The organism is Bacillus cereus group sp. TH152-1LC, from assembly GCF_027710505.1.
Classification (GTDB): Bacteria; Bacillota; Bacilli; order Bacillales; family Bacillaceae_G; genus Bacillus_A; species Bacillus_A mobilis.
The window spans coordinates 115,774-131,577 of sequence record NZ_JAQFNK010000017.1 but is presented as its reverse complement, the minus strand read 5'-3'; the positions used below and the strand labels follow the sequence as shown (position 1 = coordinate 131,577).

The window sequence follows — 15,804 nt, the reverse complement described above, 5'->3', positions numbered from 1 at the left end:
GGTACGTACGGTTCGGTGGGGAGGACTTGGGAACCTACCTAAGCAATTAGGCAAGGCACTGGATTCTTACCCAACGAAGTTATGAGGAGCGTTCAGCAAATAGTTGATATAAGAGATGTAGAGAGTTTTGCTTCTGGTCACATTGAGAAATCAATTAACATACCTTATAACAATTCTTTTACAACTTGGTGTGGGTGGTTACTAGATTATAAAACAGAAACTTTAATCATTCTAGATGAGGAAAAGGTTAGAGTGGAGGAAGTTATTAGAGACTTTGAATCTATTGGGCTAGATAATATTATTGCTTTTGTACCCTTACAAGTAATACAAAGACTTGATAGATTTGAAAATTACAAAGAAAAAACATCAATTGAATTATATCCGCATATAAAAGATGGGAAAATTAAGGTTATCGATGTACGAAGTGAAAAAGAGTGGGAGGAAGGACACCTTCATGATGCAGTACACATCCCTTTAGGAAACCTATCTAAGCAGTTAGATTGTATACCAAAAGATTGCCAAATAGTTTTACAATGTCGAACCGGATTGCGTTCCGCTATAGCAGCTAGTATTTTACAAAGAGCTGGTATAAAGGAAGTAGTGAATTTAAAGGGAGGATTTCTTGCATGGAAAAAAGAAGAACTTCCATATATAATATGTAATCGTGATGCATAAGGAAATAATTTCCATTAATTTATCCGATAAGAAAAAGTGGGATTACATAGGAGTATATCTATATATAGGAGCACCACATTTAGATAGTATATTAAAATAGGAGAAATAGATGATTTATTCTATAGACCTGAATTTTTTCAGAATTATGCTGATGAGCAAATAGATATAGTTTTATTAGCAAATTAGTCGCTCTGAATCAAGGACTATTGCCTACATATACAGCCGGTTTATATGAAAAACACAATACGTCTATGGTAGTGAGTAGAGGATTAGGAAATAGTATCATTCCGCAAAGAGTTTTTAATAGGCCGGAACTTGTGGTCGTACAGTTAAATTGAACTGTACGATTTTTTGTACAGAAAAAATAAGCCAAATGTAATTTATCCCGCTTTAATGGGCAGTAAGACCCCCACCTCAAAATTCAGCGAAAGCAAAGAAGTTAGATGGGGATCAACTGCCCATAAAAGCCTGATTGGTTCAACTAATAATCAGTGGGGGATGAAGAAAACCCCCACTGACTAAAGTTTCACTTTATACAAGTTTACATTACAATTTTGTTAAAAATTTTCTACGTTACATAAAGTAACAAAATTTGACCCGAAGAGTTTGTTATAGTGTAAATAATCAAAAAACTTAAAATTTGTCGAGTGATAATTGTGATAAGTAATTCACGTAAAAAACTTAAAGGGGTGTACACATGCATAAAGAATATGAGATTGAAGAATATACGGCGATTGAGGAACAAATACATTATTATTGTAAATGTTTATTAGTTAGTCATCCTGATCAAATTATAAAGTATTTAGAGAAAAGGTTAGAAAAATATGCAGAAACATTACAATATGCACATTTATATCCTGACACAGTTATTTTACCGTTACAGCAGTTAGTTATCGAATATTCTTTAGATGTTGCTAGAATTAGAAAGTATATGAATTTAAAAACGTAAAGTAAAATATATAATGTAAATGAAACAGAGTCGACTTTAAGAAATGATATTCTAATGTCGACTCTGTTTCATTGTTTAAGATTGAAAATACATACTAATCAATGAAGTTTGACATATAATTACGCAAGAGTAAAATAAAAGTGAGTACTCACTCATTTTTAGAAAAGGGGGAATAAAACGTGCAGCAACCTTCCATTATTTTGCGAACTGTGTCAAAAAGTTTTGGGAAAAAAGAAGTGTTACACAATCTTTCGTTGCAAGTTGAAAAAGCAGAGATATTTGGTTTAGTTGGGCCTTCTGGTTCAGGGAAAACGACTCTTATTAAAATGATTGCAGGTATTAATGAGGCAACAGAAGGTGAAGTGTTTGTTTACAACACGAACATGCCTAATTTAAATGAAATGAAAAAAATTGGTTATATGGCTCAGGCTGATGCGTTATATGAAGAACTATCAGCATATGAAAATGCAGATTTTATTGCAACGATGTATGGATTAAAGGGAAAGCATAAAAAAGAAAGAATTGAAGAGGTTTTTGACCTTGTACAATTATCACAGCATATGAAAAAGCAAGTACAGCATTTTTCAGGCGGGATGAAGAAACGTTTATCATTAGCGATAGCACTCATTCATGAACCTGAAATATTAATTTTAGATGAGCCAACAGTGGGGATAGATCCACTTCTTAGAAAAACAATCTGGGAAAAATTTTATGATCTTAAAAAGCAAGGCACTACCATTATTGTAACAACGCATATTATGGATGAAGCTGAGTTTTGTGAGCGTCTAGGCTTGATTAGAGAAGGAAAGCTAGTTGCGACTGGAACGCCTGAAGAATTGAAAAAGCGGGTATCTTCGAGACGGATTGAAGATGTCTTTTTGTTGGAAGAGGTGGCCCTATCATGAGAGTTACTGGTGTAATTATTCGTATTATTCGCCAATTTTTTCGAGATAAGCGTTCGTTAGCCATGATGTTTGGAGCACCTATGTTATTACTTTGGTTATTGTCGCTAGTATTTACACAAAAAGACTATGTACCGCATATTGCAGTTGTTGATATGCCAGCTCAGGTAGTAAAAGTGATGGAAAATCAGGAAGCGACAATTTATGAATATAGTAAAGAAAAGGCAATGTCTGAGTTGGAAAAACAAAAGATAGATGCAGTCATTCATTTAGAAAGTGGAAAAATGCATATTGTATTAGAAGGAAGTGATTCATCAAAAAATCGTGCTGTACTTCAAGTTTTACAAAAGAGTACAGAGAAGAACGATGTATCGATTATGAAACCTGAAGTGAATTATTTACATGGTTCTAAAGATTTTACAATGTTTGATGGGCTCGGTCCTGTATTAATCGGTTTCTTTACATTTTTCTTTGTATTCATTTTATCTGGAGTGTCTTTCGTAAGAGAACGTTTAAGTGGTACTCTAGAAAGATTATTATCAACTCCGGTAAGAAGATGGGAAATAGTTGTAGGATATATTGTTGGTTTTGGAATCTTTGCATTTATACAATCCGTTATAATCGTAAGTTTTTCAGTTTATATTTTAGATTTATATGTAGCTGGCTCCATATGGCTAGCGCTACTTATTACATGTATGCTTTCTTTAACAGCATTAACTTTAGGGACGTTTTTATCGGCATACGCAAATAACGAATTTCAAATGATCCAGTTTATACCGCTTGTTATTGTGCCACAAATTTTCTTTTCTGGTTTATTTCCAATTGAATCTATGAATAAGTGGCTCCAAATGTTAGGGAAGCTATTTCCGCTCACATATGGAGCTGACGCAATGAGACAAGTGATGATTCGAAATCAAGGATTTACAGAAATTGCATTAGATCTTACTGTATTACTACTTTTTTCTCTGTTATTTGCAATAGGAAATGTATTTGCATTAAAAAAACATCGGAAAATATAATGATGATACAAAGGGGCATTATAAATGAAGAAGGATTGGTTAGAAGAATTAATAGCCGCAACAAATACGGATAAACGAAATGAACGTCAAATGCGTATATTAGAGGCGGCTGTTGATATGTTTGGTGAAAAAGGATATGCTTCAACATCAACTAGTGAAATTGCAAAGCGTGCTGGTGTAGCGGAAGGAACAATCTTCCGCTACTATAAAACGAAAAAGGATTTATTGTTAGCGGTCGTCATGCCGACATTAACAAAATTTGCTGCACCATTTTTCGTACAAGCCTTCGCAAAGGAAATATTTAAATCGGAATATGAATCGTATGAAGGGCTACTAAGAGTTGTTATTCATAATCGCTTTGAATTTGCAAAAAAGTACTTTCCAATGATAAAAATATTAATTCAAGAAGTGCCATTTCAGCCAGAATTGAAAAATGAAATACAACATTTAGTAGAAACAGAGTTACTTTCACATTTTAAAAAGTTGATTGTAAAGTTTCAAGAAAAAGGGGAAGTTATTGAAATGCCTCCATCTTCTGTATTACGTCTAACTTTATCAGCTGTATTAGGATTACTATTAACACGTTTTTTATTATTGCCTGAAGAAAAATGGGATGATGAATTGGAAATTGAAAACACGATTCAATTTATATTGTACGGATTAACCCCACGGAGGTAATGTGATGCGCCAATTTGCTAAGCCGAAAATTGTTGTAAGTAAATGTTTAGAATTTGATGCATGTCGTTATAATGGCGAGATAATTCCAGATGTAACAATACGAAATTTGCAGCCATTTGTTACATTTATACCTGTTTGTCCAGAAGTCGAGATCGGGTTGGGCACTCCTCGTGAAACGATACGAATTGTAGAAGAAAATGGTGTGAATAAGCTTGTGCAGCCGTCGACGCGGGCAGATGTAACTGAAAAAATGGAGCAATTTTCAAAAGACTTTTTACAAACGATACCTGATGTAGATGGTTTTATTTTAAAGAATCGTTCGCCAAGTTGTGGTACGCGCGATGTGAAAATTTATTCTGGTTTTGAAAAAGCGCCAGTAAAAGGAAAGGGATCTGGCTTATTTGGCGGAGCAGTAATAAAAAAATTTTCGCATCTTCCAATTGAAGAAGAGGGGAGATTGTCGAATTTTATTATAAGAGAACATTTCTTTACAAGACTGTTTACTATCGCGCATTACAAAATGATTAAACATACTAAAAACATAAAAGAACTCGTATCATTTCAATCAGACTATAAGTATTTATTTATGGCATATAATCAAGTGAAACAAAAAGAATTAGGGCGTATTATTGCAAATCAAAAAAATGAAACGATTGAAGTTGTATTTGATAAGTATGAGAAGACTTTATATGAATTATTTATGCGCACCCCCCGCTATACATCGAATGTAAATGTATGTGAGCATATTTTTGGATATTTTAAAACAAAGTTGAAAAAACAAGAAAAAGATCATTTTTTAGATTTGATACAAAAGTATATAGAAAAGAAAGTCCCGCTTAGCAGCTTACTTACAATTTTAAAATCATGGGCCATTCGATTTGACGATAAGTATTTATTAAGACAAACATATTTTGAACCATACCCTGAAGCATTAGTAGAAATTTCTGATTCGGGGAAAGGTAGAGATTATTAAACAATAAATTACATAATTCGACACGAAACTTCCTATGTTGTTGTAGAACAATGTAGGAATTTTTTTGTGCATTGGTACAGAATCTGTTTTAAAATTAAGTTATGACAGAATTATAGCAATTGTCTAACTAATATTCGTGTCTTTTAATTCGTAATGTTTGTAGTAGAAACTCGCACGCTGTCGAAACTCAATATTCGATAAGGGGTGTGTAGCGGAATGGAATTTACTCTAACTCGCGAAAAACAAATGATTAAGGAAATGGTACGTGACTTTGCTGAAAAGGAAATCGCACCGAAAGCTGTGTATTATGACAAAACTGCGGAATTTCCATATGAAACATTTCAAAAAATGGGCGAACTAGGATTATTAGGCATCCCATTCCCTGAAGAGTATGGAGGTTCAGGTGGCGATACTGTATCGTACGCGTTAGCAGTTGAAGAAATTGGTCGTGCTTGTGGTGGTACAGGACTAAGTTACGCTGCAACAATTTCATTAGGTGCTTCTCCAATTTATTATTTCGGTACAGAAGAACAAAAACAGAAATATTTAGTTCCAATGGCGTCAGGTAAAACGTTAGGTGCTTTCGGATTAACTGAGCCAAACGCTGGATCTGATGCAGGTGGTACACAAACGAAAGCTGTATTAGATGGTGATGAATATGTTATTAGTGGTGAAAAGTGTTGGATTACAAATGCAGAGTATGCAAATACAATTATTGTAACCGCTGTCAACGGCGTTGAAGACAATGGTAGAAAACGCATTTCGGCATTTATTGTACCGACTACAAGTGAAGGATTAACGATCACAAGTCCTTACGATAAAATGGGTGTTCGTGCTTCTAATACATGTGAAATCGTACTTGATGGTGTACGTGTACCGAAAGAAAATATTCTTGGTGATGTAAATAAAGGATTTAAACAATTCTTATATACACTTGATGGAGGACGTATTTCAATCGCAGCATTAGCAGTAGGAATTGCACAATCTGCATTTGAACGTGCACTGCAATATGCGAAAGAACGTCAGCAATTCGGCAAATCAATCTCTAATTTCCAAGCGATTCAATTTAAATTAGCTGATATGGCGACTGAAGTAGAGCTAGCGCGTAATTTAGTACATAAAGCAGCTTGGTTAAAAGATAACGATAAACCTTTCGGTAAAGAAGCGGCTATGGCAAAACTTTTCGCATCTGAAGCAGCAAGCCGTATTGCAAATCATGCAGTACAAATTCATGGTGGATATGGCTATATGCGTGAATATGAAGTGGAACGACATATTCGTGATGCAAAATTATTAGAAATTGGTGAAGGAACTTCTGAAATTCAACGTCTCGTAATTGCTAGACATTTAGGATGTAGATAAAAGGGAGGAATCACTATGTTTCAAAAAATATTAATTGCTAATCGCGGGGAAATCGCAGTTCGTATTATGAAAACTTGTCAAAAACTGGGCATTCGCACTGTTGCTATTTATTCTGAGGCTGATGAAAACGCCCTTCATGTAAAAATGGCAAATGAAGCCTACTTAGTAGGTGGGCCGCGTGTCCAAGAAAGCTATTTAAACCTTGAAAAAATTATTGAAATAGCTAAGAAGACAAATGCTGAAGCAATCCATCCGGGATATGGATTATTATCAGAGAATCCGTCTTTTCCGGTTCGCTGTAGAGAAGAAGGGATTGTATTTATCGGTCCATCAGAAGAAATCATTACGAAGATGGGAAGTAAAATCGAATCTCGTATTGCAATGCAAGCTGCAGATGTCCCAGTAGTTCCAGGTATTACTACAAATATTGAAACTGCTGAAGAAGCAATTGAAATTGCAAAACAAATTGGTTATCCATTAATGCTGAAGGCATCCGCAGGTGGCGGAGGCATTGGAATGCAGTTGATGGAAACTGAGCAAACGCTCACCAAAGCATTTGAAAGTAACAAAACAAGAGCGCAAAATTTCTTCGGTAACGGAGAAATGTATTTAGAGCGCTATATTGCAGATGCACACCATATTGAAATTCAGCTTTTAGCAGATACACATGGTAACACAGTGTATTTATGGGAGCGTGAATGTTCAGTACAACGCCGAAATCAGAAAGTGATTGAAGAAGCACCTTCACCATTTTTAGATGAAGGTACACGAAAAGCGATGGGTGAAGTCGCTGTACAAGCTGCCAAAGCTCTTGGATATACAAATGCTGGTACAGTTGAGTTTTTAGTTGATGATCAAAAAAATTTCTATTTCTTAGAGATGAATACGAGATTACAAGTAGAGCATCCAGTTACAGAAGAAATTACTGGTTTAGATCTTGTAGAACAACAACTTCTAATTGCTTGTGGTGAGAAATTATCGTTTACACAAGATGATGTAAAACGTAGTGGTCATGCCATCGAGGCACGTATTTATGCAGAAGATCCGAAAACTTTCTTCCCATCACCTGGGAAAATTACAAATTTAACGCTGCCAACGAATGTTCGTATTGATCACTTTTTAGAGAATCAAGTAACGATTACACCTTTCTATGATCCAATGATTGCGAAAGTCATCGCTCATGGTGAAACTCGTGAAGAAGCAATTTCTAAATTACATGATGCTCTAGAAGAATTAAAAGTAGAAGGTATTAAAACGAATACGCCAATGCTAATTCAAGTATTGGAAGATGATGTGTTCAAAAGTGGTATTTATACAACGGGTTTTGTAACGAAACAACTTGTTAAAAAATAAGGTTTAACAATATTAAGGGGGAAAAAATGATGACGAAAGTATATGCATCGATGGCAGGAAATGTATGGAAGATTGTTGTAGGAGTAGGAGATACAGTAGAGGAAGAGCAGGATGTCGTCATTTTGGAATCTATGAAAATGGAAATTCCAATCATTTCAGAAGAAGCTGGCACAGTTATGAAAATTAATGTGCAAGAAGGCGACTTTGTAAATGAAGGAGATGTATTACTAGAAATTGAATAGGGAGATATAGGGGGAAGCGAATTGAAACTACCTAATTTTGCTGTCATTAAAGAAGTCGGGCCACGTGATGGCTTACAAAATGAAAAAAAGATTGTTGGCACAAAAGATAAAGTAAAATGGATTCAATTACTTACAGAGGCGGGATTATCGTATGTTGAAGTTTCCTCATTCGTTCACCCTAAATGGGTTCCTGCATTAGCAGATGCAAATGATGTGTTTTCTGAGCTGAAAAGGGATCCAAATGTTACATATGCAGCGCTTGTTCCAAATCAAAATGGTTTGGAACGAGCTTTTTTGCAAAATGTAGATGAGGTGAATGTTTTTTTATCAGCAAGTGAATCTCATAATAAAAATAATATTAATAAATCAATTAAAGAAGCATTAGTTGTCATTGAAGATATAACGAAGCAGGCAACGTTCGAAGGTAAAAAGGTAAGAGGCTATGTTTCTACAGTGTTTGGTTGTCCTTATGAAGGGGACATAGGTGTCGAAGCAGTTGACGAATTATGTAATAAACTATTCTCATATGGCATTTATGAAGTGTCTCTTGGTGACACGATCGGTGTAGCGAATCCGTTACAAGTAGAGCGAGTTTTAGAACATTTATTAAAGAAATATGATGCTTCGCAGTTTGCCATGCACTTCCATAATACGTACGGAATGGCTCTGGCGAATGTAGTTAAGTCATTGGAATATGGTATTACAACATTTGATAGTTCTTGTGGTGGTCTTGGTGGATGTCCATATGCACCAGGAGCATCAGGAAATGTTGCAACCGATGACTTAGTACATATGCTCCATAAGTTAGGTGTCCAAACGAATATTGATGAAGAGAAGTTATTGAGAGCGAGTCAATTTATTCAAAGTAAATTAAATATCCAATTACCGAGTCATGTGTATAGAGCGCTTCAACATAAAACGATAAGTAGGTGAGAAGATGCTACAATTACAAAACATTTCAGTTGATTATGTAACACCTAACGTTGTAAAGATTTCATTATATCGTGAAAGACAAGCAAACTCTTTATCTTTAGCGTTATTAGAAGAATTACAAAACATATTAACTCAAATAAGTGAAGAGTCAAATACTCGTGTAGTTATTCTAACGGGTGCTGGTGAAAAAGCATTTTGTGCCGGAGCTGATTTAAAAGAACGTGCTGGTATGAATGAAGAACAAGTTCGCCATGCTGTTAGTATGATTCGCACTACTATGGAAATGATTGAACAATTACCACAGCCAGTTATTGCTGCTATAAACGGAATCGCACTTGGTGGTGGTACGGAATTAAGTTTAGCTTGTGATTTTAGAATTGCTTCAGACACTGCAAGTCTTGGTCTTACTGAAACTACACTTGCAATTATACCAGGAGCAGGTGGTACGCAGCGTTTGCCAAGATTAATTGGTGTTGGCAGAGCGAAAGAATTAATTTATACAGGCAGACGTATTTCAGCGCAAGAAGCGAAAGAATATGGTCTAGTAGAATTTGTTGTATCAGCTCATTTACTTGAAGAAAAAGCGATTGAAATAGCAGAGAAAATTGCTAGTAATGGTCCAATTGCTGTTCGATTAGCAAAAGAAGCAATTTCAAACGGTATTCAAGTTGATTTACATACCGGATTACAAATGGAAAAACAAGCGTATGAAGGTGTAATCCATACGAAAGATAGATTAGAAGGATTACAAGCATTCAAGGAAAAACGCACACCAATGTATAAGGGGGAGTAAATATGTTAGACCAAAAACAACAATCGAATACATTTGAAGAACGAGTTGAAACGATTAAACAAGGCGGCGCACCAAAATATCATGAACAAAATAAAGCAAAAGGAAAACTATTCGTTCGAGATCGCTTAGCTCTTTTATTTGATAATGGTGAATATGTAGAAGATGCATTATTTGCAAATTGTGAACAAACAGGATTACCTGCTGATGGTGTTATAACAGCAACGGGTAAAATACATGGTCGTACGGCATGCGTGATGGCAAATGATTCAACTGTAAAAGCAGGATCATGGGGCGCACGTACAGTTGAAAAGATTTTACGTATTCAAGAAACGGCAGAAAAATTACGTGTTCCGTTATTTTATTTAGTTGACTCTGCTGGAGCGCGTATTACAGATCAAGTAGAAATGTTCCCAGGGCGCCGCGGTGCAGGAAGAATCTTCTATAATCAAGTGAAATTGTCAGGTAAAGTTCCTCAAGTATGCTTATTATTTGGGCCTTCTGCAGCTGGTGGTGCATATATTCCAGCCTTTTGTGACGTTGTAATGATGGTAGAAGGGAACGCATCTATGTATTTAGGATCTCCTCGTATGGCTGAAATGGTTATCGGTGAGAAGGTAACTTTAGAAGAGATGGGCGGAGCTCGTATGCATTGCTCTGTATCAGGATGCGGAGATGTTTTGTGTAAAACAGAAGAAGATGCGATTACGCAAGCAAGACAATACATTTCATATTTTCCAAACAACTACTTAGAAAAGACTCCATTGGTTACACCTCAAGAACCGAAACAATTCGATAAAACGTTAGAACAAATCATTCCAGAAAATCAAAATGCTCCGTTCAATATGAAAGACCTCATTAACAGAATTATTGATGAAGGTTCTTTCTATGAAGTGAAAAAATTATTTGCACAAGAACTCATTACAGGCTTAGCACGTATTGATGGTAAGTCAGTTGGTATTATTGCAAATCAACCGCGTATGAAAGGCGGCGTATTATTCCACGATTCAGCTGATAAAGCAGCGAAGTTTATTAATTTATGCGATGCATATCATATTCCATTATTATTCCTTGCAGATGTACCTGGATTTATGATTGGTACAAAAGTAGAGCGTGCTGGTATTATTCGCCACGGTGCAAAAATGATCTCTGCAATGAGTGAAGCAACTGTACCGAAAATTTCTATCGTTGTTCGTAAAGCATACGGTGCCGGTTTATATGCAATGGCAGGTCCAGCTTTTGAACCAGATTGCTGCCTAGCATTACCGACAGCTTCTATTGCGGTAATGGGTCCAGAGGCAGCGGTTAATGCTGTATATGCAAATAAGATTGCAGCTTTACCAGAAGAAGAGCGTGATAGCTTCATTGCTGAAAAACGAGAAGAGTATAAGAAAGATATTGACATTTACCATTTAGCATCAGAGATGGTCATTGATGGTATTGTTCATCCAAACAATTTAAGAGAAGAGTTAAAAGGACGATTCGAAATGTATATGAGTAAATATCAAGTATTTACGGATCGTAAACACCCTGTTTATCCAGTTTAAAAGCCCTATTTAGGGCTTTCTTGCTCAAAAAGTCAAGGAGGGGAAAACATTGAAACAAGCAGTTTGGTTTCCAACAGAAGAGTATAAAGAAAAAACGCGTTTATATGGTTGGATGAAATCATTGGGATATGAAGATTATGAAACGTTTTATAATAAGTCAATCGAAGAAACAGCTTGGTTTTGGAGAGAAGCTGAGAAAGCGGTAGGCTATCAATGGATGAAACCTTATACAGACGTGCTAGACCTAGAGAATGGTACGCCGTTTGCACAGTGGTATAATGGCGGAACATGTAACGTTGTAGAATCAGTTTTATCACGCTGGCTTGCAGATGATGAAACAAGAACACAACTAGCACTCCAGTACGAGGGAGAAAATGGAACTTCAAAATCATTTACATATGAAGAACTTGATAATTGGGTAAGCCGTGTTGCAAACGGTTTGAAACATGCTGGTATTGAAAAGGGCGACCGTGTAACAATTTATATGCCAATGATTCCAGAAACAGTTGTTGCGATGCTAGCTGTTATGAAAATCGGTGCAATTATTTCACCAATATTCTCAGGATTTGCGTCTGATGCAGTCATGACACGTGTACAAGCGGCAGGATCGAAGATGATCATAACTGCAGATGGTTTTTCACGCCGAGGTAAAGTTGTTTCATTAAAAGACGAAGTAGATAAAGCTTGTGAACATTGTCCAACTGTTGAAAAAGTTGTTATTGTGCGTCATGCAGGAAATGACTATACACCGCATAATTATGATTTCTCGTGGAGTACGTTAGAAAAAGAAAAGCCATTTGTACATGCTGAAGAAATGCATAGTGATGACCCATTGATGCTTATATATACTTCTGGAACAACTGGGAAACCGAAAGGAACAGTACATACACATGCTGGTTTTCCTTTAAAAGCAGCTTTTGATGCAGGGTTTGGAATGAATATCAAACAAGGAGACCGTGTATTATGGGTAACTGATATGGGCTGGATGATGGGACCATTTTTACTATTCGGCTCTCTTATTAATGGAGCAACGATGGTAATGTACGAAGGTGTTCCTGATTTCCCAGAGGCAGATCGTTTATGGGAGACAGTTGATAAATATGAAATTACACATCTCGGTATATCACCAACATTAATTCGTGCGTTAATGGCAAAAGGTGATGAATATGTGAATAAACATTCGCTCAAGAGTTTAGAAGTATTCGCATCAACAGGTGAACCTTGGAATCCAGATCCTTGGATGTGGCTATTTGAAACAGTTGGAAAAAATAATGTACCAATTTGTAACTATTCAGGCGGAACTGAAATTTCTGGTGGGATTTTCGGAAACGTCCTTATTAAACCAATTGCACCGATTAGTTTTAATGCCTGTTTACCAGGAATGGCAGCGGTTGTGCTAGACGATCAAGGTAATCCAATTCGTGATGAAGTTGGAGAATTATGTTTAGAAAAACCTTGGGTTGGTATGACGAAAAGTTTCTGGGAAGACGATGAGCGTTATGTGAACACATATTGGTCAAGATTTGAAAATAAATGGGTTCACGGTGACTGGGTGATTTATGATGGTGAGCAATATATTATTACAGGACGCTCAGATGATACGTTAAACATTGCTGGAAAACGTATTGGTCCGGCTGAATATGAATCTATTCTTGTGAAGCATAATGATGTCATAGAAGCTGCTGCGATTGGTGTACCTGATGATGTAAAAGGTGAAGTTTGTCATTGTTTTGTAGTACTAAGGGACAATGTAACATTCACAGGAGAGTTAAAGAAAGAATTAATGAGTTTAGTAAACTCTCATATTGGAAAAGCATTATGTCCAAAAGATATTCACGTTGTAGAAGATTTACCGAAAACACGTAATTCTAAAGTAATGCGACGCGTCATTAAAGCTGCTTACTTAGGAAAAGAATTAGGGGATTTATCATCACTTGTAAATCCTGAAGTAGTTCCGTTTATTCAGGGGTTACAGTCTAGTAAATTATAAAATTAGGAATGAGCTCTATTTAAATAGAGCTCATTTTTATTTTTATAAAAAGAGAAGAGGGAAGAAGTATATTTGGAGTAGAAAAATGATACTAGTATTATTACATATGTCTATTCAATGGAGTAATTGAATTTTGTTAAGAATAAAAATTTAGTGGAGAGAAAAGTGAAAAATTGGAGATATCCCTTGGGAAACAGGAATTCTGATAGTGAATATGTTAATAATGTGTACGGGTTATATATAAAAGTGTTATTTAAAATAGGAAAAGGGAAAAATTACGTTTACTTATTCTTAAGTTTTTTCCCTTTAAAATTTATTATTTGTTCGTTGTTTTATATACATCTGAAATTGGTAAATCCTCAACATGTAAAGATTCAGTACTGTCCTTTTTGTTTGAAACCTGTGCCTGTTGAGATGATTCTTGCATTTGCTCTTGGGCCTTACTAGGAGTATTCAGCGCATCTAATGACACATGATTAAGTTGTTGACTTAATAAATCTTTTTTATCCATGTTATGTAGCTCCTTTTTGAACTTAGATATAAAAACGAAGTGTTTTTAAATAGTTACGTGGGTATTATGTATCTTTGAATGGAATTATATACACAAACTATATTGAGAAATTAACTAATTATAAAAATTACCTGTGATGACAAGTTTAAGAAATATAAAGATCATTAGTTCTTAATAAAAGCGTTATTTTAGTAGGTTGTTACGAAATCTGATTTGAAAGTAACATCCCAATGATAAAAAAGAGCACTGTAAATCAGTGCTCATCTTATTAGAAATTGCGTAGTCCTTAAAAATAAAACCATTACGGACAATTCACAATGGTAATCGTGACGCTAGCTATTGTTCCAGGAGAGTCAAGAAGTGAAGCAGTAACGGTTACTGTTCCAGGTCCATTAGCGGCTAGAAATACAGCGGTAAAGTTACCTGAAGCATTGGTAATGACAGCAAGAGGAACCATGAAAGCAAGAGAAGGGTTACTAAATGAAAAACTGACCACTACTCCAGGAGTAGGACTACCGTTTACTAATACTTGACCCGAAAAAAATAAAGTATTATTTCCTTGAGTGGATACACATGCTGTGGTTTCGTTAGAAGTCAAGGTAATAGATGCAGGTCCAGCAGGAAGATTAAATCCGGTTGGCCCAGTTGGTCCAGTAGGGAATTGAAAGGGTTGAGCAGGTGGAAGTGTAGGTCCGATAGAACCCGGATTAGGTACAGCAAAGGATAAAAACTCGTCCATTATTTATCACCTCTAAAAATCGTATTACTTATAGTAAATGTAATGACAGAGCAAAGTGAAATGGACAAGCGGTAGTATTTTAACAAATTAAATAAAATAGTTATATGATAGAAAGAGAGATTAGTATGATTTCTTTAGAAATTAAATATAAAAAGGCGATTATCTTCAAATCGCCTTTTGGGTAATGCAGTGTAATTTTATTCAGTTATTTGAAATATAGTTTCATTCGGTTTGGAAAATCCATACAATTTCCTTGCGAATTTTAAAATTTCTTCTTCACTACCTGTTAAAGCTGTAACATCATTCTTAAGGGAATGACCATCCTTCTTTACAGAAGATAATTTTTGTTGCTCCGTATTAAGCGTGATTTGTTTTTCTTTAATCATTTCTTGTTGGTTATTCAGAGAATATTGAAGGACAAAAATTATAGGTAATATAATAGCCAAAGTAGTTATAATACGGCGTCTTGTTTTTTTAATATTACCTTGTTGGGTATTAGGGTTCACTTGCTGTGAGGGTATATTAGGGTTTGATTGGTGTGATGATACTTTTCCCATTAAAATGCCTCCATTACTGATTGTAGAATTTAAACCGTTTAAAAGTATTATAAATGTTCAATGGGAATTTTAGAAGATATTTTAATATAGTTGCATATCGTAAAGTTTAAACAAAATCCTTATTTACATAAAAGAAACACCGATTGTCCACGAGGCTCCTAAGGGTAATCATCAAGTAATGACGTACTCGACTAATTAACGATATCATAAATTTTTGGTAAAAACACTAGGGAATCCGTCCGAATTAATGAGGGCATCATTTGAAACAAAAACGCTATTTTAATAGGGGGCAATTGTAGAGGTTAGTGAAAAGGCAAATAAATCATTATATTGGCTCGATGCATGTTAGCTCCAAGCTATGAAAAAGTGTGTGGTAATAGTACAAAGCGACTTCGGTTGATTCGGATAGATGATGACAAAGAATGATATAAAAAATTTATTTCGTAGAGAAATGAGGTGGTTAAGGATAAGTATTGAATATGCCATATTTGTATGAATAAAGAGCAGAATTTAGCCTATATATAGATGCTGGAATTGTTCTAAAGGGGGGGAACATCTGAAATATAAATAATTGAGGGGAGTGA

Annotated in this window: 15 protein-coding genes and 2 pseudogenes; 14 read left to right on the top strand and 3 right to left on the bottom strand. The window is 35.5% G+C overall.

Annotated elements, in window-relative coordinates; genetic code table 11:
• Positions 1-75 precede the first annotated feature (75 nt).
• From PDL00_RS26680 to PDL00_RS26615, 14 genes and pseudogenes are all read left to right on the top strand, one after another.
• Positions 76-675 (top strand): annotated as a pseudogene (locus tag PDL00_RS26680) (rhodanese-like domain-containing protein); the annotation flags it as partial.
• Positions 676-789: 114 nt separating this feature from the next.
• Positions 790-1,013: pseudogene (locus tag PDL00_RS26675) on the top strand (metallophosphoesterase); the annotation flags it as partial.
• A gap of 359 nt (positions 1,014-1,372) precedes the next feature.
• Positions 1,373-1,624: a hypothetical protein gene (locus PDL00_RS26670; RefSeq protein WP_000548621.1), complete on the top strand. Its 252-nt coding sequence runs from the start codon at positions 1,373-1,375 to the stop codon at positions 1,622-1,624.
• Between the two features lie 179 nt (positions 1,625-1,803).
• Positions 1,804-2,529 (top strand): ABC transporter ATP-binding protein, encoded by a 726-nt coding sequence (locus PDL00_RS26665; RefSeq protein WP_097819222.1) that lies wholly within the window; start codon positions 1,804-1,806, stop codon positions 2,527-2,529.
• Positions 2,526-3,545, top strand: a complete 1,020-nt coding sequence (locus tag PDL00_RS26660) for an ABC transporter permease (RefSeq protein ID WP_270732328.1) — start codon at positions 2,526-2,528, stop codon at positions 3,543-3,545. The genes PDL00_RS26665 and PDL00_RS26660 overlap by 4 nt, the downstream gene beginning before the upstream one ends.
• A 24-nt stretch (positions 3,546-3,569) precedes the next feature.
• The gene (locus PDL00_RS26655; RefSeq protein WP_270732326.1) at positions 3,570-4,223 is read left to right on the top strand and encodes a TetR/AcrR family transcriptional regulator; all 654 of its coding nucleotides are present in this window, start codon (positions 3,570-3,572) and stop codon (positions 4,221-4,223) included.
• Positions 4,224-4,227: 4 nt separating this feature from the next.
• Entirely contained in the window at positions 4,228-5,196 is a 969-nt protein-coding gene (locus PDL00_RS26650) for a YbgA family protein (protein ID WP_242256781.1), read from the top strand.
• Positions 5,197-5,412: 216 nt separating this feature from the next.
• Positions 5,413-6,558, top strand: a complete 1,146-nt coding sequence (locus PDL00_RS26645) for an acyl-CoA dehydrogenase (protein ID WP_097819218.1) — start codon at positions 5,413-5,415, stop codon at positions 6,556-6,558.
• Positions 6,559-6,573: 15 nt separating this feature from the next.
• Positions 6,574-7,911, top strand: coding sequence for an acetyl-CoA carboxylase biotin carboxylase subunit (locus PDL00_RS26640; protein ID WP_061680409.1), 1,338 nt, complete (start codon positions 6,574-6,576; stop codon positions 7,909-7,911).
• A 26-nt stretch (positions 7,912-7,937) separates the two neighbouring features.
• The gene (locus tag PDL00_RS26635) at positions 7,938-8,153 is read left to right on the top strand and encodes an acetyl-CoA carboxylase biotin carboxyl carrier protein subunit (RefSeq protein WP_001987345.1); all 216 of its coding nucleotides are present in this window, start codon (positions 7,938-7,940) and stop codon (positions 8,151-8,153) included.
• Positions 8,154-8,174: 21 nt separating this feature from the next.
• A complete protein-coding gene (mvaB, locus tag PDL00_RS26630) occupies positions 8,175-9,086 on the top strand; it encodes a hydroxymethylglutaryl-CoA lyase (RefSeq protein ID WP_242256779.1) in 912 nt (303 codons plus the stop codon).
• A gap of 4 nt (positions 9,087-9,090) precedes the next feature.
• A complete protein-coding gene (locus tag PDL00_RS26625; RefSeq protein ID WP_242256776.1) occupies positions 9,091-9,879 on the top strand; it encodes an enoyl-CoA hydratase in 789 nt (262 codons plus the stop codon).
• Between the two features lie 2 nt (positions 9,880-9,881).
• On the top strand, positions 9,882-11,423 hold the full coding sequence (locus PDL00_RS26620; protein ID WP_242256774.1) for an acyl-CoA carboxylase subunit beta: 1,542 nt from the start codon (positions 9,882-9,884) through the stop codon (positions 11,421-11,423).
• 49 nt (positions 11,424-11,472) lie between these two features.
• A complete protein-coding gene (locus tag PDL00_RS26615) occupies positions 11,473-13,413 on the top strand; it encodes an AMP-binding protein (RefSeq protein ID WP_270732319.1) in 1,941 nt (646 codons plus the stop codon).
• 316 nt (positions 13,414-13,729) lie between these two features.
• Here PDL00_RS26615 and PDL00_RS26610 read toward each other — a convergent pair whose 3' ends face one another.
• The 3 genes from PDL00_RS26610 to PDL00_RS26595 form a co-directional block, all read right to left on the bottom strand.
• Positions 13,730-13,924, bottom strand: coding sequence for a hypothetical protein (locus tag PDL00_RS26610; RefSeq protein WP_242256770.1), 195 nt, complete (start codon positions 13,922-13,924; stop codon positions 13,730-13,732).
• A gap of 301 nt (positions 13,925-14,225) precedes the next feature.
• Positions 14,226-14,663 carry an exosporium leader peptide-containing protein gene (locus tag PDL00_RS34780; protein ID WP_333563538.1) on the bottom strand — a complete coding sequence of 146 codons (438 nt, stop codon included), beginning with the start codon at positions 14,661-14,663 and terminating at the stop codon, positions 14,226-14,228.
• A gap of 197 nt (positions 14,664-14,860) precedes the next feature.
• Positions 14,861-15,220 (bottom strand): FtsB family cell division protein, encoded by a 360-nt coding sequence (locus PDL00_RS26595; RefSeq protein WP_242257459.1) that lies wholly within the window; start codon positions 15,218-15,220, stop codon positions 14,861-14,863.
• Between the last annotated feature and the right edge of the window lie 584 nt (positions 15,221-15,804).

What these genes read in the sequence shown, in the direction of transcription:
- PDL00_RS26670 (WP_000548621.1), top strand. Translation starts at nt 1,373, where the DNA reads ATGCATAAAGAATATGAGATTGAAGAATATACGGCGATTGAGGAACAA.
- PDL00_RS26660 (WP_270732328.1), top strand. Translation starts at nt 2,526, where the DNA reads ATGAGAGTTACTGGTGTAATTATTCGTATTATTCGCCAATTTTTTCGA.
- PDL00_RS26655 (WP_270732326.1), top strand. Translation starts at nt 3,570, where the DNA reads ATGAAGAAGGATTGGTTAGAAGAATTAATAGCCGCAACAAATACGGAT.
- PDL00_RS26650 (WP_242256781.1), top strand. Translation starts at nt 4,228, where the DNA reads ATGCGCCAATTTGCTAAGCCGAAAATTGTTGTAAGTAAATGTTTAGAA.
- PDL00_RS26645 (WP_097819218.1), top strand. Translation starts at nt 5,413, where the DNA reads ATGGAATTTACTCTAACTCGCGAAAAACAAATGATTAAGGAAATGGTA.
- PDL00_RS26640 (WP_061680409.1), top strand. Translation starts at nt 6,574, where the DNA reads ATGTTTCAAAAAATATTAATTGCTAATCGCGGGGAAATCGCAGTTCGT.
- PDL00_RS26635 (WP_001987345.1), top strand. Translation starts at nt 7,938, where the DNA reads ATGATGACGAAAGTATATGCATCGATGGCAGGAAATGTATGGAAGATT.
- PDL00_RS26625 (WP_242256776.1), top strand. Translation starts at nt 9,091, where the DNA reads ATGCTACAATTACAAAACATTTCAGTTGATTATGTAACACCTAACGTT.
- PDL00_RS26620 (WP_242256774.1), top strand. Translation starts at nt 9,882, where the DNA reads ATGTTAGACCAAAAACAACAATCGAATACATTTGAAGAACGAGTTGAA.
- PDL00_RS26610 (WP_242256770.1), bottom strand. Translation starts at nt 13,924, where the DNA reads ATGGATAAAAAAGATTTATTAAGTCAACAACTTAATCATGTGTCATTA.
- PDL00_RS34780 (WP_333563538.1), bottom strand. Translation starts at nt 14,663, where the DNA reads ATGGACGAGTTTTTATCCTTTGCTGTACCTAATCCGGGTTCTATCGGA.
- PDL00_RS26595 (WP_242257459.1), bottom strand. Translation starts at nt 15,220, where the DNA reads ATGGGAAAAGTATCATCACACCAATCAAACCCTAATATACCCTCACAG.